The organism is Secundilactobacillus muriivasis (assembly GCF_054785195.1).
In genome coordinates, this window is sequence record NZ_BAABMI010000021.1 from 1 (window position 1) to 18691 (window position 18691).

Genomic DNA, 18691 nt, shown 5'->3' on the forward strand with positions numbered 1-18691 from the left:
CGGTGATATTTTACGGGTTGAAGAACTCGAACTGAAGAAGAGTCGGTTTCAAGATATTTCAATCAAGGAAGTTCACGCCATTGATGCCATTACGATGTATGAACATAAAACGACGTCGCAGGTGGCGCAACAGTTGCGAATTACCCCGGGAACGCTAACCACAATGGTCAACCATTTGGTACGAAAAGGGTATGTCGTTCGGCTTCGAAGTGACGATGATCGACGCTTCGTTCGGCTGGGATTGACCAGACGCGGTCGGTTGATTTTTCGGGCTCATGAGTCGTTTCATCGGCATATGGTTCAAAGCTTTATTCAAGACATGGACGATGTTCAAGTTCAGTTTATTGAAAAGGCGCTCCTGAACCTTCAGGCGTTTCTGGAATTTACAGATTCAACGATCAACAAGTAAGGAGTTTAGTTGAATGGCAGGAATTAGAATTGTGCAAACTGCCCATGAAGTTCCTGACAAGGTGGTTTTAAACGACGAGTTAAAACAGTACATGGATACTTCGGATGAATGGATCAGCAGTCGGACTGGGATTCGGCAGCGCCATGTGTCAACTGGTCAAACAACGGCTGATTTATGTACATCGGTTGCGCAGCAGCTACTCACGCAATCCGGGTGGTCAGCTGATGACTTGGACTTCATCATCGTGGCGACGATGTCACCAGACTATATGACACCGGCGACGGCGGCAATCGTTCAAAATCGAATTCACGCACAACATGCGTTTGCGTTTGATTTAAGTGCGGCGTGTTCCGGGTTCATTTATGGTCTTCGGGTTGCCAAGGATCTACTTGCTGGTGACTGTCATCGCGGCCTATTAATTGGCGGTGAAGTCTTGTCTAAGCTAGTTGATTGGCAGGAACGCTCAACGGCTGTTTTGTTTGGTGATGGCGCTGGTGGGGTGTTGTTAGAGCAATCTGATGAGACAACCTCCCAGTTTTTGGCCAGCGACTTGCAGACGCTCGGTGAATTAGGTGATCGGTTAACAGCAGGGTACCAACCTGTGACGTCACCGTTTGCAACGGATGCAACTGATCCTCATCAACGCTATTTTGAAATGGATGGTCGTGCAGTTTACAAGTTTGCAACGCACGATGTGCCACGTTCAATCGAACGGGCGGTTACCGCAAGTTTTTTAATGGTTAAGGACGTTGATTATTTTTTGCTTCATCAAGCTAATCAACGCATCATTGATCAGATTGCGAAACGACTGGCACAGCCAACCGATAAATTTTTAAGCAATGTCGCCAATTACGGCAATACATCGGCTGCTAGCGTCCCGATTTTATTGGATGAAGCAGTTCGTAACGGGACGATTCAGCGTGGCCAAACCATTGCGTTAAGCGGATTTGGTGGTGGCCTGACCATTGGCACCCAATTGATTCAGTATTAAATTAAGTTAAACACACAAAACTAACACATTTAATTAAGGGGATAACATATTATGACTAACGACGAAATTTTCTCAAAGGTACAAGCAATTATCGTGGAACAAACAGGTGAAGATGCTGAAAAGGTAACGATGACTACTAACATCAAACAAGACTTAGATGCTGATAGCTTGGACATCTTTGAAGTGATCAACGAAATCGAAGACGAATTCGACATCAAGATTGAAACTGAAGAAGGCATTGAAACAGTGTCTGACTTAGTGAAGTTCGTTGAAGCCCAATTAGGCAAGGAACAAGACTAATGCCGTTAGATCCATTCATGCAATCACTCGGTCTGACTTACCCGATTTTTCAGGGTGGGATGGCCTGGGTCGCTGATGGTCGGTTAGCTGCTGCGGTTTCAAATGCCGGTGGTCTGGGTATCATCGGTGCTGGCCATGCTTCTGGTCAAGTCGTTCACGACGAGATTCAAATTGCCAAGTCACTGACGGATAAGCCCTTTGGGGTAAACGTCATGCTATTGTCGCCACACGTGGCTGACGTGGTTGAGGTGATTTTGGCGGAACAGGATAACATTACCGTTGTGACGACGGGTGCCGGGGATCCATCCCGGTATCTGCCAGCGTTTAAGGCTGCTAACATCAAAGTGATTCCAGTTGTGGGATCAGTTGCGTTAGCTAAACGGATGGCACGGGTCGGTGCGGATGCCGTTGTAGCAGAAGGCATGGAATCAGGTGGTCACATTGGCAAATTGACAACGATGGCGCTGGTGCCACAAGTTGTTGACGCAGTAGATATTCCTGTGATTGCTGCCGGTGGTATCGCTGATGGTCGTGGCTTAGCCGCGGCCTTTATGCTAGGCGCTGCTGGCGTGCAGATGGGAACCCGCTTTTTGGTGGCCACTGAATCCAAGATTCATCCCGACTATAAACAGGCGGTCTTGAAGGCTAAAGATATCGATACAGTCGTGACTGGCGAGTATGCTGGTCATCCAGCCCGAGTGCTTAAAAACAAGATGGCCAAGCAGTTTATGCGCTTAGAAAAGGCGGAAGCTGCGAAGGCACATCCTGATTTTACTGAAGTTGAACAAATTGGAAATGGCAGTCTTCGAAATGCCGTGTTGACTGGTGATGCCACGACCGGCGCCTATATGGCTGGTCAGGTTGCCGGCATGGTGACCAAAGCAGAATCAGCAGCTGACATTTTAGCGGACGTCTATACCCAAGCTAATCAGTTGATGGGACGTGAATAAGGTGCGAATCGGATTATTATTTAGCGGTCAAGGCGCTCAAAAAACGGGCATGGGCCAATCGTTGTACGAGCAAAATGCAACTTATCGAGCGGCAATCGATCATGCGAGTGACGTGTTGTCGATTGACTTACCCAAACTGTATTTTGACGCCGACCAAGAAACGTTACTCAACCAGACGCAGTATGCGCAACCGGCAATCGTTGCCATGAGTGCAGCCTTGTATCAGGTGATCCAACCACAATTAGACAACGTGGTTGCGGGAATCGGACTTAGCCTTGGTGAATACAGTGCGTTAGCTTGTGCGGGGAACGTGGCACTTGATGATGCGTTGACGTTGGTGAAATTACGTGGTGAATTGATGCAACAAGCCAGTGAGCAAACGGCGAGTCAAATGGCCGCCGTGATGAACACGTCCTTGGACTTGATCAAAGAAGCGTGTGAAGCCGCATCAACGAAGGGCATCGTAACGATCGCCAACGTAAACACGCCAAAGCAAGTCGTCATTGGTGGGGAAGTCGCTGCCGTTGAAGCGGCGACCGCTTACCTCACTGAACATGACGTGAAGCGAATCGTGCCGTTGAACGTGAGTGGCGCCTTTCATACGCCACTGATGCAGCCGGCACAGGCACCGCTTCACGAGGCGCTTTTAAAAACCAACTGGCAAGATGGTCAGTTCCCGGTGATCAGTAATACGACCCAACAGCCGTTTGTTACGGCAGACATGACGACGACTTTGACGACCCAACTTGTGTCAACGACCCACTTTGCCACCGCGTTACAAACGCTTGATGGCCAATTGGATACGGTGATCGAGCTGGGACCAGGGAAGACGTTAACGAGTTTTGCAAGAAAAACGGTTAAGGGCCTTAATTACTGTCACGTTGATAGTCTTGAAACACTTGAAGACACGCTAAAGGTGTTGGAAGGGAAGTAACGATGGAACTTTCAGGAAAAACCGTCCTCGTCACGGGGAGTACACAGGGTATCGGCCTTGCAATTGCGCAGGCCTTTGCGAAGAAGGGTGCAGCAATCGTGTTAAATGGTCGCCATGCGGCTAGTGAAGAAACGGTGCAATCGATTAAGCAGTTTGGGGTTGATTGCTGGGATATCTCAGCAGACATTACCGACCCGGAAACGGTGAAGGCAATGATCGACCAAATTTACACGGTGACTGATCACCTTGACGTTGTCGTGAACAACGCGGGAATCGTTAACGATAAGTTGCTTAATCGGATGAGTACCGATGATTTTGCAACCGTGATCGATACGAACTTAACTGGAACGTTTAACGTGATCAAGGCGTGTTTACGACCACTGTACAAACAGCGTTCGGGCGTGTTTATTAACCTAGCAAGTGTCATTGGCCTAACCGGCAACATCGGGCAGGCCAACTACGCTGCTAGTAAGGCCGGTATTATTGGGTTGACCAAATCGGTCGCCAAAGAGGCCGCAATGCGGGGCATTCGCTGCAACGCCATTGCGCCAGGAATGATCGACACGGCCATGACGGCCCAATTGGGTGATAAGGTGAAAGACGGCATTTTGGCCCAAATCCCACTCAAGCGGTTTGGTCAGGTTGAAGAAGTGGCGCACGCTGCCCTGTTTTTAGCAGAAAATGATTACGTTACCGGACAAACCGTCACCATTGACGGCGGTTTAACAATGCAATAAGGAGCGAATACTATGCCAAGAGTTGTGATTACAGGAATGGGGGCACTCACGCCAATCGGCAATGATGTCCATGAATTTCAAGCAGGTTTAGCTGCTTCGAAGGTTGGGTTTAACCTAATTTCGCACTTTGATGCGAGTGAAACGGGTATTACGTTGGCTGGGGAATTAACGGATTTCGAACCGTTGACCCGGTTAGGTAAAAAGGACCTTCGGCGGATGGATACCTTCAGTCAATATGCGGTGTACGCAACTGCTGAAGCGATTGAACAAGCCGGAATCACTGAAGAGAATACGGAAGCTGAACAGCTTGGTGTGATCTACGGCTCTGGAATCGGTGGCTTAACGACCATTCAAGAACAGGTTACTAAGATGAATGAGAAGGGCCCTCAACGGGTATCGCCAATGTTTGTGCCAACGGCGATCTCAAACATGGCCTCGGGTAACATTGCGATTCGTTACCACGCTAAGAACATTTGTACCACCATCGTGACGGCCTGTGCCTCAGGGACCAACGCTATCGGGGAAGCCTTCCGTCAGATCAAAGAAGGTCGCGCGCAGGTGATGATTACTGGTGGTTCTGAAGCTTCCATCAACGAAATCGGAATTGCCGGCTTTGCGGCGTTATCAACGCTGTCAACGGCCACCGATCCAACTAAAGCCTCACTACCATTTGACGCCAATCGGTTGGGCTTTGTGATGGGTGAAGGTGCCGGGACATTGATCTTGGAATCGCTCGAACATGCCCAAGCGCGTGGTGCCGAAATCTTAGGCGAAGTTGTGGGTTACGGTGCAACCTCAGATGCTTATCACATGACGTCACCAGATCCAGCCGGGACGCAAGCTGCGCGGGCAATGCAATTAGCTATCGATGAAGCAGACGTTACGCCAGCGCAAGTGGGTTACGTCAACGCTCACGGGACTGCAACAATGGGCAACGATAGTGCGGAATCGGCTGCTATCAACCAAGTATTTGGCCAAGATAGTGATGTGTTGGTTTCAAGTACCAAGAGTATGACGGGACACTTGCTAGGTGCTGCGGGCGCGATTGAAGCAGTTGCTACGATTTCAGCCCTTCAAGCTGGTCAGTTACCAGTTAACGTTGGTTTAACGGAACAAGATCCTAACTGTGACGTTAACTTAGTCAACGATGATAACCGCAATACAGCGGTTGACTATGCAATCAGTAATTCCTTCGGATTTGGTGGTCACAACGCCGTATTAGCGTTTAGAAAGTGGGCGGATTAGTTATGACTTTGGAAGAAATTCAAGCCATTATTGATCAAATTGATGCCAGTGATATTCGCGAAATTGATTTAAACTACCAAGATCTTCACCTGTACCTGAATAAGAATCGAACGACACAACATTCAGCGAGTGAAGCACCAGCCAAAGCGGTAGCACCAGAAACAACGAGTAACGTGCCAGCGGTGACCGCGGCTGATACGACTGAACCGGCTAAATCAGCAACTGATCCAGCCGTCAATGAAGAAGCAATCAAGGCACCGCTTGTCGGCGTCATCTACTTACAACCGTCACCAGATAAACCAGCATACAAGCAGGTTGGTGACACGGTTCAAGTTGGCGAAGTGGTTTGTGTGATCGAAGCCATGAAGATGATGACCGAAATTAAGAGTAAGGTTGCTGGGAAGATTACGTCGATCTTAGTTGAAAATGAAGAAGTCGTTGAGTTTGATCAACCACTGTTTAAAGTATCTAAATGAGGTGAACGAAGTTGTCAGAAGAAGCAAGAGAACCAAGAACGTTAGACGTTGTTGAGATTCAAAAAATTTTACCGCACCGTTACCCAATGCTGTTAGTGGATCGGGTATTGGACGTTGTGCCAGGGGAAAGTGTCATTGCTAAGAAGAACGTTTCGGTCAACGAAGCCTTCTTCCAGGGCCATTTTCCTGGTAACCCAGTGATGCCTGGCGTTTTAATCGTTGAAGCGATGGCACAAGCCGGGGCGATTGCCCTATTGACCCTTGATGAATTTAAGGGCAAGACGGCGTACTTCGGTGGGTTAAAACGGGTCAAATTCCGTCAGATGGTTAAGCCTGGTGATACGCTTCGGTTAGAAGTAACTTTGGATAAGGTTCGCGGTAACGCAGGACTCGGTCACGGAATCGCCTACGTTGATGACCACAAAGTTTGCTCCGGAGACCTCACCTTCATGATCGGGTAGGTGACAAGCATGTTTGAAAAAGTATTGATTGCCAATCGTGGGGAAGTTGCTGTACGGATTATTCGGGCATTACGGGAACTTGGTATTCAATCAGTAGCCGTGTATTCAACGGCGGATGCGGATGCTCAGTACGTCAAGTTAGCGGATGAAGCTGTTTGTGTTGGTGGGCCACAGCCTGCCGATTCATATCTCAATATGCAAAACATTGTGAGTGCAGCGGTGTTAACCGGCGCCCAAGCGATTCATCCGGGGTACGGCTTCTTGTCGGAAAACTCGGATTTTGCCGAACTTTGTGAAACGTGCCAGATTACGTTTATCGGTCCCAAACCCGCAACCATTGCGTTGATGGGCAATAAGGCCAATGCCCGAAGTCAAATGCAGGCGGCTGACGTGCCAGTTATTCCTGGCAGTACCGGCTTTTTAAAGGATGAGGCTGATGCGTTAGCGGTTGCCGATCAAGTGGGCTACCCTGTGATGTTGAAAGCGGCCGCTGGTGGCGGTGGTAAAGGTATTCGTCGCGTTGAAGCACCGGATGAGCTGTCATCAGCTTACCGGGACGCAACTCAAGAAGCTGAATTGTCATTTGGCGATAGCCGGATGTATTTGGAAAAAATTGTTGCGCCAGCTAAGCACATTGAAGTTCAGGTGTTTGCGGATCAGTTTGGTCACGTGGTGGCGTTTCCGGAACGGGATTGCTCACTGCAACGCAAACAACAAAAGGTGTTGGAAATCAGTCCTTGTGTGACGATGACAGCGACCGAACGTGAGACATTACAACAGATTGCGGTTCGGGCGGCGACTCAAATCGGGTACCTCAACACCGGAACGATTGAATTCTTGATGGATCAAGACCATCATTTCTATTTTATGGAAATGAACACCCGGATTCAGGTTGAACACCCGATTACCGAAGCCGTTTCCGGCGTGGACCTCGTCAAGGAACAGATTCGCGTTGCTGCCGGTGAACCACTGCCGTTTGAACAGGCGGACATTCAACTGAATGGCGCTGCAATTGAAGCCCGGGTCAATGCCGAAGATCCTAACTTGGACTTTATGCCACAAGCTGGGGTCGTTAAGCAACTGAAATTACCAGGCGGCCCCGGTATTCGGGTTGATAGCGGGATTACCAGCGGTGATATGATCTCACCGTTTTACGATTCCATGGTGGTTAAGTTAATCGCCCACGCTGGTACTTATGCTGAAGCTTTGGCTAAGTTAACTGAAGCGTTGTCTGAATTTGAGTTAAGTGGCATTGCGTCCAACCAACTTTTTTTGACGGCACTGTTAAGTGATCCGACTGTGCAAGCGGGTACGGCCACGACGAACTACGTAACGGAAGCTTTCTTACCAAGATTTAAATCACAATTGGTTAAGGAGGTGTCGTAATGTCGTTTGGCGAACACGTAAAGCGGTTTTCATCCGAATCATTATCGATTTTGAAACACTACCAAGCGCAGGTGCCTAACGGTATTTGGATGCAGTGCCCTCGGTGTCACGCTAGTTTTTACTTTAAACGAGCTGGCCAGTACCGAGTTTGTCCAGAATGCGGATACGGGTTTCGGGTAACGGCTCACCGGCGACTTAAGATGCTGACGAAGCACTTTGAGGAGTGGGATGCCGACATTAGTTCCGATGATCCACTACAGTTTCCGGATTACGAAGCGAAATTAAAAAAAGCCCAGAGTGCCACTCATCTTAAAGATGGGGTGCTCACTGGCCTTGCAACGATTAATGGGCAACAGACGGCGTTGGGAATCATGGACCCGCTATTCATCATGGGGAGTCTTGGAACCGCCAATGGCGAACGGATTACCCGGTTATTTGAGCGGGCAACTGAGCAAGAACTGCCGGTGGTGCTCCTGACAGCCTCTGGTGGTGCGCGGATGCAAGAGGGGATTTATTCGTTGATGCAAATGGCGAAAATCTCTCAGGCCGTCAATCAGCATGGTGATGCCGGTCTTGCGTATATTTCGGTTCTGATGGATCCAACGACTGGCGGGGTCACCGCTAGTTTTGCGACGCAAGCGGATATCACCTTAGCTGAACCACAGGCGCTGATTGGCTTTACGGGCAAACGGGTGATCGAACAAACCATCAATAAGCAGTTACCGGACGATTTTCAGAGTGCTGAAAATAGCTTAAAACGCGGCTTCATTGATGAAATTGTGCCTCGTGATCAACTTGCCAAACGTCTGGGTCAGTTACTGACGATTTTTAACGCACCGAAATGGGGGACCATAAAATGACACAAACCTCACAAATCGTAACGGGCGCTCGAAGCGATCAAAAGGCCAATACAACCGAAATCATCGAAGCGTTAGTCGATGATTTTTTTGAATGCCATGGTGACCAGTTAACGGGTGATGATTCCGCAATTATTGCTGGCTTAGCAACCTTAAATGGCCAGTCAGTGGCGATTATTGCGACCCAGAAGGGCAACACCCTTGAAGAACGGTTGGCGACTCACTTCGGGAGCCCCGAACCCGCTGGCTATCGTAAGGCGCTTCGTGTGATGCATTTAGCAGAAAAGTTAAACTTTCCTATTATAACGTTGATCAACACGCCGGGGGCCTATCCTGGGGCGGATGCCGAAGCGGCTGGACAGGGGCAGATGATTGCCAAGAACATCCGCGAGATGTTAGCGATCACCGTTCCAATCTTAACCATTATTATTGGTGAAGCCGGTTCGGGCGGTGCCTTAGCGTTGGCTTGTTCAGATCAAATCTGGATGTTAGAAAATAGTATGTATTCGATTTTATCCCCAGAAGGGTTCGCCGCAATCATGTGGAAGGATGCGCATCGGGCTGATGAAGCCGCTGAACTGATGCGACTCACCCCAGAATGGCTACTGAAGCAACATGCGATTCACCGAATTATTCCGGACGCGTGGTTACGCAGTCCAAAATTAAAACAAGCAATTATAACGGAACTCACTCAACTCAGTGCACAAGATACGGCCGAACGGCTTCAAGAACGGCAACGCTTTTTCAGAAAGTTTTAAGTTTAGGACCTGAAAGGGTTGACGTTGGTCGTTTTTTCTAGTAAAATGCAATTTGTTGTATTTGTGGACTTCCACAGCTGCAACCGCACGGGCCAAGTTTTAAGTTCGGTGTTAACCGACACTTGTTCTCGGCGAGTCTGAGTGAAACTTTTATGAAGGAGGTGCACATACATGTACGCAATTATCGTAACTGGCGGTAAGCAATACCGTGTTCAACAAGGTGAAGCTGTTTACGTCGAAAAGTTAGACGCCAAGGCAGGCGACAAGGTCACTTTTGACCAAGTTGTTTTCGTTGGTGGTGACGCCACTAAGGTTGGTGCCCCATTAGTCGACGGTGCAACTGTTACCGGGACTGTTGAAAAGCAAGGCCGTGAAAAGAAGGTTGTTTCCTTCAAGTACAAGCCTAAGAAGGGTCAACACACGAAAGTTGGTCATCGTCAACCATACACCAAGGTTGTTATCGACGCAATCAACGCCTAATTAATGTGGGTGATTCACAATGATACAAGCAACATTTGAACACGATGACGCTAATCGGATTGTCGGGTTTAAGCTGACCGGTCATGCGGATAGTGGCCCTTACGGTAGTGATATCGTCTGTGCCGCTGTATCTGCCTTATCGATCAGTACCGTCAATGGATTATCAACCGTCGCTTCAGTTACCCCAATCGTGGTATCGAAGCCGGATGAAGGCGGCTTTTTAAGTCTCCGGATGCCACCAGTTGATGACTACATCCAAGAACGGATCAGTCAGGCGTTGTTACAAAGTTTTGAAAATGGACTTTTAGATGTTGAAAAACAATATTCGGATTACATTCTAATTCGATAAATCTTTTATGGAGGTGAAACTCAATGTTAGAAATGAACTTACAATTCTTCTCTCACCATAAAGGGGGCGGTTCTACTGCCAACGGTCGTGATTCTGCCGGACGTCGTCTCGGTACGAAGGCTGCTGACGGTTCAACTGTTACCAGCGGATCAATCCTTTACCGTCAACGTGGAACGCACATCTACCCAGGTGTTAACGTTTCTCGTGGTAACGATGATACGTTATTCTCAAAGGTCGACGGTGTCGTTCGCTTCGAACGTAAGGGCCGTGACAAGCGCCAAGTTTCTGTATACCCAGTATCAGAAGCCGCAGCAAGATAACAATAAAAAGGCCCCTGGGGCCTTTTTATTTTGAAAAAATTCTCCAAATCGAGGCGGATAACGTGGAAACTCGACTCCAACAGCTGCAACTAACCTTTAAACAATTAGGCATCGATGCGTTATTAGTGACGGATCCGGTTAATATGGGCTATCTCACTGGTTTTGATGGTGATGGTCTCGTCTTGGTGACGGCTAAAATAACGATTCTCGTCACGGATGACCGGTACGCAACGGCGCTTGCTGCAACGCCACACCCATTTGAGGTGGCCATTACGCGTAGCTATCTTGAGGTGGCAATTCGGTTAGCTCACGAGCACCAAGTGACGACCCTAGGATTCGAGGATCAGCTTGCCTACCGGACTTTCGCTCGGTTAAAGCAGTTGACAAGCATGGTCCTTGTACCAGTCGATGCAGTAATTGAACGGCTGCGAACGATTAAGTCGGTTGAAGAAGTTGCGATACTCACTCGATCGGCTAAGCTAGCGGTCCAAGGGTTTGAAAAACTTTTACCCGTTATCAAACCGGGGGTCAGCGAACGTTGGGTCGCGAACCAACTCGATTGCATCATGAAAACGTTAGGTGCAAGTGGGCCGAGCTTTGAAACGATTGTTGCCAGTGGTTATCGATCGGCATTGCCGCACGGGGCTGCCAGTGATAAGTTGATTCAAGCTGGTGAACTCGTGACCGTTGATTTTGGCTACTTCGTTGATGGCTATACGTCAGATTTGACGCGAACCGTTGCGGTTGGGGATCCTGGTACCCAGTTAAAAGAAGTGTATCAGGTTGTCCAAGACGCGCAACGTGCGATTATTGAAGCTGTTCGAGCAGGCGTAACCGGGCGGCAATTGGATCAAATTGGCCGTCAGATTATTTCTGAGGCCGGATACGGGGCCTATTTTAACCACGGAACTGGCCACGGAATTGGGCTGGCGATCCACGAAGGACCAAACATTAATACGCGCGCAAAAACACCACTGCAGGCCAATCAAATTGTTACCGTTGAACCGGGGATTTACCTACCCGACGTTGGTGGTGTTAGAATCGAAGATGACGTTTTGGTGCAAGCAACGCATAGTGAAGTTTTAACGGCGAGTGACACTGGATTAATTATCCTATAAAATAGGGAATTAATTCAGTCGCTAGCTTGCAATCTAACGCGTATAATTGCTATTATAATAACTGAATGATTTTGAGGAGGAATTTATCGTTATGGCTATTTCTACAGCGGATTTTAAAAACGGTTTAACTATCGAAGTTGACAACGCAATTTGGCGGATTGTTGAATTCCAGCACGTTAAGCCAGGTAAGGGTGGCGCGTTTGTTCGTTCTAAGTTAAAGAACTTGCGGACAGGTGCCGTTCAAGAAAAGACTTTCCGGGCCGGTGCCAAGATGGAACAAGCCCCAATCAACACCCGTAAGATGCAATATTTGTACGCTGACGGCGATTCACGGGTCTTCATGGACATGGACAACTACGAACAAGTTTCCGTTCCTGACGACGCAATTAAGAACGAATTACTCTACTTGCAAGAAAACATGGAAGTTAGTTTAGTTCAATATGGTAGCGAAACCTTAGGCATCGAAGTACCTAACACGGTTGTCTTGACGGTTGTCGCAACTGAACCAGGCATCAAGGGGAGCACTGCTTCTGGTGGTTCAAAGCCCGCAACGATGGATACTGGCCTAGTTGTTCAAGTGCCATTCTTCGTTAACGAAGGTGACAAGTTATCAATCAACACGCAAGACGGTTCTTACATTTCACGTGCCTAAGCATCTGACCTTTTTTTTGAAACGGAGGCTCACTCATTGGCTGAAGATACCAATATTGTTTTAGAGGCAACTGAACCCGCTTTAGGGAATATCGAAGTTGCACCACAAGTTCTTGAAATCATTGCTGGCATTGCTGCTAGTAACGTAGACGGGGTTGCCCGGATGCGGGGTTCGCTGGCGAACAGTGTTAACGAATTATTTGGCCGAAAAGAACGCGGTAAGGGCGTTAAGCTGTCATTCACGGATGAAACGTTGTCCGTTGATGTGTATGCCTATCTCAATTACGGTGTGTCGGTGCCGAAAGTCGCATTGGCTGTTCAAGAGCAGGTCAAGCAACAGTTACTGTTTATGACAGATTTACGACTTAGTGAAGTTAACGTTCATATTGAAGGCGTGATTCCGGAAAAAACGACTCAAGCAGTTGATCCAAATAACCTGTTTGATGACGACGATGAAAGTGAAAATGGTGAAGATAAGTGACAGAAGAGTTAACACGGCACCAGATTCGCGTTCGGGCCTTTCAAACGCTCTTTGCAATGAATGCTAATCCTGAGGCGGATAAACAGGTGATTTACCGGCAGTTATTGACTGATTCCGATGACGAACCAGTCACGGTACCGCCATATCTGGATCAATTAGTTTCGGGAGTGTTGACGAACCAAGCACAGTTGGATGACTTGATCAAAAAGTATCTGACAACTGGGTGGACGTTACCCCGAATCGCGAAAACCGACTTGGTGATTTTACGACTTGCCTTCTACGAATTGGAATATCAAACTGACATTCCAAAGCGGGTGGCAGTCAACGAAGCACTGGAACTATCAAAACAATTTAGTGATGATCGTTCTCGCCGGTTTATCAACGGTGTGTTATCACACGAAATCGAAACGCAAGATTAGGCTTTTGCTTAATCAAGCTCAATAGCGGATCAAAGCGATGTTGGCTTTGGTCCGTTTTTTATATGGTTAGAGTATTGTTTGTGTCCAGCGTAAGTGTTGGGTGCGATTTGGGTGTTGGCTGTTTGGCGTCGCTTCGCTCGCCAAAGTCGCATGAAAGCCAGCGCTCTCAGGCTACAAAATTCGGCGCCACTTGAACTGTCATTTCTAGGGTTCCTGTCACTGTAAGAACTTGTCAACCACGCGCTTTCTGGCCACCACGCCGAATGGTGCTGCGCGAGACTGAGAGCTGCATGCAAGGCAACATCGGTAAAACCGCCAGGACCAGGCGCCTTCACCGATGTTACCTTGCACACTGCTCTCAACCCGTCTCGCTCCGCACACTATCGCTAGACACAAACGACAGCAAAAAACATTTCCAGCATGTCAACCGTAGTTAGCCCGTGACAGAAATGTTAAACTAGTAGTAACGCAATAATTCAGCCCAGCTTGATTCGCAGGTGTTCCAATGGCAGGCTGGTATGTGATAAAATACACGGTAGTTTAATTAAAATGAAGAGTAGTGAAGGTGACGCGCGTGGCAGAGTTGATAGATGGAAAACAATTAGCAAAGCAGATCAATACCAAAACTAAAGCAGAAGTGGCGGCTTTGAAAGAAATCGGCATTACCCCCAAACTTGTGGTAGTCATTGTTGGTGGTGACGCTGCTAGTGAAATTTACGTCCGTAGTAAGCACCGAAAGGCTGAACAAATCGGCATTATTTCTGAAATTAAAGCATTGCCAGAAACGACCACTCAAGCAGAGTTGTTGGCAGTGATTGAGACTTTAAATCAAGATGATCAGGTCCACGGTATCTTAGTTCAATCACCATTGCCATCACAAATTGATGAGTTGGCAATTACCCGGGCCATTGCACCAACTAAGGATGTCGATGGTTTTCATCCTGAAAACGTCGGTAAACTCTATACGAACGCTCAACTTGATTTTCCGGTTTCGTGCACGCCCAAGGGCATTATGACCATGCTTGAAGCTTACCATGTTCCCGTTGCTGGTAAGCACGCGGTGATTGTTGGTCGTTCCAACATTGTGGGCCGACCAATGGCGGCGTTGTTGCTGAATGCGAGTGCAACGGTAACCGTTGTTCACTCTAAGACGGCTGATATGATGGCCTACACCCGGGATGCCGATATTTTGGTCGTTGCCACGGGAATTGCCCACTTGATCCAGGCAGCCGATGTGAAGCCGGGTGCAACTGTGATTGACGTTGGGATGGATCGAGACGAAAACGGTAAACTGACTGGAGACGTTGACTTTGACGGCGTGAAGGAGGTTGCTGGATTGATTACCCCCGTACCAGGTGGGGTTGGTCCAATGACCATTGCCACGTTGATGCAACAGACGGTTGAATTAGCTAAATGGAGTGAGACACGTGGAACCAAGTGAGTATTTAACAGTCAGTGCCCTGACGAGTTATATCAAACGAAAATTTGATGTCGACCCGTATTTGGGCAAGGTTTATCTGACGGGGGAAATTTCCAACTTTCGGTTACGTCGAAATGCCCATCAGTACTTTAGCTTAAAGGATGATCACGCTAAAATTAGCGCCATCATGTTTAAATCGGCGTTTTCGAAGTTAAAGTTCACCCCGGAAGAAGGAATGAAGGTCATGGTAGTTGGTCGCATCTCGCTTTACGAAGCGAGCGGCAACTATCAGATTTACGTTGAACGAATGGAACCAGATGGTGTGGGCCAATTTTATCAAGCCTATGAACAGTTGAAACGAAAACTTTCGGCGGAGGGCCTGTTTAAAGCACCTAAGAAGGCGTTACCGCGGTTCCCTAAACGAATTGCGGTCGTAACCAGTCCGAGTGGCGCGGTGATTCGAGACATCATCACCACGACTCGCCGGCGATATCCGATTGCCCAAATCGTGCTTTTTCCGGCGCTGGTACAAGGCAATGAAGCGGCTGATGATATTGTGCGTCAAATTGAACGCGTCAACCAACTTGGCAACTTTGATACACTGATTATCGGTCGGGGTGGTGGGTCGATTGAAGACCTCTGGCCGTTTAATGAAGAACGAGTAGCCCGAACGATTTTTAATAGTCGAATTCCCATCATTTCATCCGTTGGTCACGAAACTGACACGACCATCGCTGATTTGGTGGCGGATGTTCGAGCAGCAACCCCGACAGCTGCGGCTGAATTAGCCGTTCCGGTGTTGAGTGATGTGTTACTGGCATTGAAGCAAGATCGCGTGCGGTTGTTAAATGCCTTTAAACACCAACTGGCAATGTTGAATGAACAGTTGACCAAATTAAAAACCGCCTACGTTTTTCAGCAGCCGGAACGGTTATATGAAGGTTATAGTCAAAAGGTCGATCAACTTAGTCGCCAACTGCAACAAACGATGGATCACCAGTTAACGTTGACCCAGACGCAAGTGACGGCGCTACGGCAACGGTTGCAGAGTGCCACACCGGCCAATCAGGTTGCCCAATCGCAACAGCTAGTGACCGCCTTAACCGATCGGCTACGACGCGGTAGCCTACAAAACTTCAAACAACAGCAGCAACGGGTTGCCGAATTAGCGCAATCGCTGGATTACTTAAGCCCGTTGAAAATCATGGGTCGTGGTTACAGTTATTTGACCCGTGATGACCAAGTGGTCGCTGATGTGAACGAGTTACAGGTGGGCGAAGCCGTGACGATGCACTTTAAGAACGGGAATGCCACCGCAGAAGTTAAAACAATTGAACCCGATGAAAAGGACTGACTAATATGAGCCAAGAACCAACTTTTGAAGAAAATTTAACGCAACTCGAGCAAATCGTAACGGCACTGGAAAAGGGTAATGTACCGTTGGAAGAAGCGCTATCACAATTTAAGCAGGGTGTCGCTTTGAGCCACGACCTGCAAGTGAAATTAACGGATGCAGAAAAGACGCTGGCGGAAATGATGACTGATGATGATCAAACCGTCCCATTTGAAACCTCAGCGGATGCTCAGGCCACTGATCATGACTAGGGCTAAGCTTAAATTATCGGCCTTTGAAGCGACCTATGTTCCGGTGATCAACCGGTATTTGACGCAAGCGGTCCCCGTTGATAGTGATCAGGCGCTTCTGACGGATGCGATGACGTACTCCGTGAACGCTGGTGGGAAGCGACTGCGGCCGTTATTGACGCTCGCGGTTTTAAAAACGTTACGGGTGCCACTAACTGAGGCGCACATTCGAGCAGCAAGTGCGCTGGAACTACTGCATACTTATTCACTGATTCATGATGACTTACCCGCAATGGATAATGATAACTTGCGTCGCGGCGTGCCAACCAACCACGTTAAATTCGGGGCTGGCATGGCAACCTTAGCTGGTGATGGGTTATTGACGTTGGCGTTTCAATGGCTCACAGATAGTCAACTACCAGTGGCACAACGTTTAAAGTTAGCACAACAATTAGCAATTGCTGCGGGTCCCAGTGGGATGGTTGCTGGTCAGGCGCAAGATATTAGTAGCGAGCACCAGCAATTAGAACTTACCCAACTTGAACAGTTACACCGTCAAAAAACGGGAGCACTTCTACACTATGCCGTTCAAGCGGGGACGATTATGGGTGACGTTACTGGTGAAACGACGCAGTTATTACTTGCGTTTGCGAATCAGTTCGGACTGGCCTTTCAAATTTATGATGACTTATTGGATGTGACCGCAACAACGGCTGAACTTGGTAAGCAAACGCACAAGGATGCCGCTGAAGCAAAGAACACCTATCCGGGATTATTTGGCGTTGCTGGAACGCGCCAACGATTACGAGAAGTTGTGGCATCGGCCGAACAAAACTTAACCGAATTGCAACGTGTAACCGGCTTAGATACCAGTTTATTAGCGTCATTTTGCAGTTATTTTCGCGTGAAAGAATAGGAGAACCAATGGAAAAACAACGTGTTGATGTATTACTTGTCACCCAAGGGTTATTTGATACCCGGGAAAAAGCAAAGCGGGCGGTTATGGCCGGTGAAGTTTTGGGTGATAATGAAGAACGTTTGGATAAACCGGGCGTTAAGATTCCGGTGACAACTGACCTGCATATTAAGGGTAAACCATGACCGTACGTCAGTCGGGGTGGCCTGAAACTTGCTAAGGCGCTAAAGGTGTTCAATATTGATGTGACTGATCGGGTAGTGTTAGATATTGGGTCATCAACCGGTGGCTTTACGGACGTGATGCTCCAAAATGGTGCTCAACGGTCATACGCGTTAGACGTTGGGAGTAACCAACTCGTTTGGCAACTCCGTCAAGATGACCGGGTCGTTGTGATGGAACATACGAACTTTCGGTATAGTCAACCGGAAGACTTCACGCAAGGTCAGCCAACCTTCTCGTCGATTGATGTGTCGTTTATCTCGTTGAGTTTGATCCTGCCACCACTGAAGAAAATTTTAGCGCCGGGTGGTGAAGTGGTTGCTTTGATCAAGCCACAGTTTGAAGCTGGGCGTGAAAACGTTGGTAAGCACGGGATCGTCAAGGATGCTAAGGTTCATGAGGCTGTGATTCAAAAGGTGCTACAGTTGGCTCTTGATAGCGGCTTTAGTGCTGAACACCTTGATTTTTCACCAATTACGGGTGGTGAAGGGAATATCGAATTCTTAGTTCACTTGAAGTCGACGACGACGCCAGCAATTTCGGAGGCAATCAACGTGGCTGAAACAGTGGCAACAGCTCATCAAACTTTAACTGCATAAAACTATCAAAATGTTTTTAAATGCTTTTGAATGTGGCGCATGGGGTGTAGAATGGGACTAAAGTAATTTTCGGGCAAGGAGATGGCCACATGAAAAAACAAGATCGTCAGCGGTTGATTCGCCAACTACTAAATACGCAGGATATTGAGCGTCAAGAAGATTTTGTCAAATTACTGGAAGCCCAAAATATTCATGTGACCCAGGCAACAATCTCACGGGATATCAAGGATATGCAGCTGGTCAAAGTACCAGCTGCTTCGGGCGGTTACCGCTACAACATGCCGATTCAAAAAAAGCTAGATACGAAAAAGAAACTCAAGCGAACGTTGCAAGACGCGTACGTGAGCTTTAAAGTCCAAGAAAAAAATGCGATGCTGAAAGTATTGCCTGGTAATGGGCCGGCAATTTCAGCACTGATCGATCAGATGAAGTACGATTTTGTGTTTGGAACGATTGGTGATGACGAAACGGTCCTAGCAATCTGTAAAACTGAGGCGGGAACGTTGCAGTTACAAGCGGCAATCGAAGAGTTGTTGCAGTAATGTCAAACGAGTTGGGTCGACCAGTCTGGTGAACCGAACTCGTTTTTAGGTTACGGATGAACTGTCGAGCACGCATGCTGCGACGG

Annotated in this window: 24 protein-coding genes, 1 pseudogene and 1 other annotated feature; all 25 genes and pseudogenes read left to right on the forward strand. The window is 48.0% G+C overall.

Annotated elements, in window-relative coordinates; genetic code table 11:
* Positions 1–7: 7 nt before the first annotated feature.
* The 25 genes and pseudogenes from ACYVR3_RS05925 (at position 8) to ACYVR3_RS06045 (ending at position 18605) form a co-directional block, all read left to right on the forward strand.
* Entirely contained in the window at positions 8–409 is a 402-nt protein-coding gene (locus ACYVR3_RS05925) for a MarR family winged helix-turn-helix transcriptional regulator (RefSeq protein WP_461243513.1), read from the forward strand.
* A 13-nt stretch (positions 410–422) separates the two neighbouring features.
* Positions 423–1400 carry a beta-ketoacyl-ACP synthase III gene (locus ACYVR3_RS05930; protein WP_461243488.1) on the forward strand — a complete coding sequence of 326 codons (978 nt, stop codon included), beginning with the start codon at positions 423–425 and terminating at the stop codon, positions 1398–1400.
* Positions 1401–1451: 51 nt separating this feature from the next.
* Positions 1452–1700: an acyl carrier protein gene (locus ACYVR3_RS05935; protein ID WP_054736554.1), complete on the forward strand. Its 249-nt coding sequence runs from the start codon at positions 1452–1454 to the stop codon at positions 1698–1700.
* Complete coding sequence (fabK, locus tag ACYVR3_RS05940; RefSeq protein ID WP_461243489.1) at positions 1700–2650, forward strand: enoyl-[acyl-carrier-protein] reductase FabK; 951 nt, start codon at positions 1700–1702, stop codon at positions 2648–2650. The genes ACYVR3_RS05935 and fabK overlap by 1 nt, the downstream gene beginning before the upstream one ends.
* 1 nt (position 2651) lies before the next feature.
* Positions 2652–3584 (forward strand): ACP S-malonyltransferase, encoded by a 933-nt coding sequence (locus ACYVR3_RS05945; RefSeq protein ID WP_461243490.1) that lies wholly within the window; start codon positions 2652–2654, stop codon positions 3582–3584.
* 2 nt (positions 3585–3586) lie between these two features.
* A complete protein-coding gene (gene fabG, locus ACYVR3_RS05950) occupies positions 3587–4321 on the forward strand; it encodes a 3-oxoacyl-[acyl-carrier-protein] reductase (protein WP_461243491.1) in 735 nt (244 codons plus the stop codon).
* A gap of 12 nt (positions 4322–4333) precedes the next feature.
* Complete coding sequence (fabF, locus tag ACYVR3_RS05955) at positions 4334–5566, forward strand: beta-ketoacyl-ACP synthase II (protein ID WP_461243492.1); 1233 nt, start codon at positions 4334–4336, stop codon at positions 5564–5566.
* A 2-nt stretch (positions 5567–5568) separates the two neighbouring features.
* The gene (gene accB / locus ACYVR3_RS05960; protein ID WP_461243493.1) at positions 5569–6042 is read left to right on the forward strand and encodes an acetyl-CoA carboxylase biotin carboxyl carrier protein; all 474 of its coding nucleotides are present in this window, start codon (positions 5569–5571) and stop codon (positions 6040–6042) included.
* Between the two features lie 11 nt (positions 6043–6053).
* Positions 6054–6503, forward strand: coding sequence for a 3-hydroxyacyl-ACP dehydratase FabZ (gene fabZ, locus ACYVR3_RS05965; protein ID WP_082405090.1), 450 nt, complete (start codon positions 6054–6056; stop codon positions 6501–6503).
* Between the two features lie 9 nt (positions 6504–6512).
* The gene (locus tag ACYVR3_RS05970) at positions 6513–7889 is read left to right on the forward strand and encodes an acetyl-CoA carboxylase biotin carboxylase subunit (RefSeq protein ID WP_461243494.1); all 1377 of its coding nucleotides are present in this window, start codon (positions 6513–6515) and stop codon (positions 7887–7889) included.
* Positions 7889–8749, forward strand: a complete 861-nt coding sequence (locus tag ACYVR3_RS05975; protein ID WP_461243495.1) for an acetyl-CoA carboxylase carboxyltransferase subunit beta — start codon at positions 7889–7891, stop codon at positions 8747–8749. Before ACYVR3_RS05970 ends, ACYVR3_RS05975 begins: the two co-directional genes overlap by 1 nt.
* The gene (accA, locus tag ACYVR3_RS05980) at positions 8746–9504 is read left to right on the forward strand and encodes a carboxyltransferase subunit alpha (protein ID WP_461243496.1); all 759 of its coding nucleotides are present in this window, start codon (positions 8746–8748) and stop codon (positions 9502–9504) included. The genes ACYVR3_RS05975 and accA overlap by 4 nt, the downstream gene beginning before the upstream one ends.
* A 71-nt stretch (positions 9505–9575) precedes the next feature.
* Positions 9576–9653: a sequence feature (ribosomal protein L21 leader region), on the forward strand.
* 22 nt (positions 9654–9675) lie between these two features.
* Positions 9676–9984 carry a 50S ribosomal protein L21 gene (gene rplU, locus ACYVR3_RS05985; RefSeq protein WP_054736568.1) on the forward strand — a complete coding sequence of 103 codons (309 nt, stop codon included), beginning with the start codon at positions 9676–9678 and terminating at the stop codon, positions 9982–9984.
* Between the two features lie 19 nt (positions 9985–10003).
* Positions 10004–10333, forward strand: coding sequence for a ribosomal-processing cysteine protease Prp (locus ACYVR3_RS05990; protein ID WP_054736570.1), 330 nt, complete (start codon positions 10004–10006; stop codon positions 10331–10333).
* A 23-nt stretch (positions 10334–10356) separates the two neighbouring features.
* The gene (gene rpmA / locus ACYVR3_RS05995) at positions 10357–10653 is read left to right on the forward strand and encodes a 50S ribosomal protein L27 (RefSeq protein ID WP_054736572.1); all 297 of its coding nucleotides are present in this window, start codon (positions 10357–10359) and stop codon (positions 10651–10653) included.
* A gap of 62 nt (positions 10654–10715) precedes the next feature.
* Positions 10716–11771, forward strand: coding sequence for a M24 family metallopeptidase (locus ACYVR3_RS06000; protein ID WP_461243497.1), 1056 nt, complete (start codon positions 10716–10718; stop codon positions 11769–11771).
* Positions 11772–11862: 91 nt separating this feature from the next.
* Positions 11863–12423, forward strand: a complete 561-nt coding sequence (gene efp / locus ACYVR3_RS06005) for an elongation factor P (RefSeq protein ID WP_057151926.1) — start codon at positions 11863–11865, stop codon at positions 12421–12423.
* A 36-nt stretch (positions 12424–12459) separates the two neighbouring features.
* Positions 12460–12903, forward strand: a complete 444-nt coding sequence (locus tag ACYVR3_RS06010) for an Asp23/Gls24 family envelope stress response protein (RefSeq protein WP_054736575.1) — start codon at positions 12460–12462, stop codon at positions 12901–12903.
* Positions 12900–13322, forward strand: coding sequence for a transcription antitermination factor NusB (gene nusB, locus ACYVR3_RS06015; protein ID WP_082405091.1), 423 nt, complete (start codon positions 12900–12902; stop codon positions 13320–13322). The genes ACYVR3_RS06010 and nusB overlap by 4 nt, the downstream gene beginning before the upstream one ends.
* Positions 13323–13896: 574 nt before the next feature.
* Positions 13897–14763, forward strand: a complete 867-nt coding sequence (locus ACYVR3_RS06020) for a bifunctional 5,10-methylenetetrahydrofolate dehydrogenase/5,10-methenyltetrahydrofolate cyclohydrolase (protein WP_461243498.1) — start codon at positions 13897–13899, stop codon at positions 14761–14763.
* Positions 14750–16096 (forward strand): exodeoxyribonuclease VII large subunit, encoded by a 1347-nt coding sequence (gene xseA, locus ACYVR3_RS06025; protein WP_461243499.1) that lies wholly within the window; start codon positions 14750–14752, stop codon positions 16094–16096. Before ACYVR3_RS06020 ends, xseA begins: the two co-directional genes overlap by 14 nt.
* Before the next feature lie 5 nt (positions 16097–16101).
* Positions 16102–16347 (forward strand): exodeoxyribonuclease VII small subunit, encoded by a 246-nt coding sequence (locus tag ACYVR3_RS06030; RefSeq protein WP_054737091.1) that lies wholly within the window; start codon positions 16102–16104, stop codon positions 16345–16347.
* A complete protein-coding gene (locus tag ACYVR3_RS06035) occupies positions 16340–17242 on the forward strand; it encodes a polyprenyl synthetase family protein (protein ID WP_461243500.1) in 903 nt (300 codons plus the stop codon). Before ACYVR3_RS06030 ends, ACYVR3_RS06035 begins: the two co-directional genes overlap by 8 nt.
* Before the next feature lie 8 nt (positions 17243–17250).
* A pseudogene (locus ACYVR3_RS06040) lies at positions 17251–18063 on the forward strand (TlyA family RNA methyltransferase).
* 89 nt (positions 18064–18152) lie between these two features.
* On the forward strand, positions 18153–18605 hold the full coding sequence (locus tag ACYVR3_RS06045; RefSeq protein ID WP_054737094.1) for an arginine repressor: 453 nt from the start codon (positions 18153–18155) through the stop codon (positions 18603–18605).
* Positions 18606–18691: the final 86 nt, after the last annotated feature.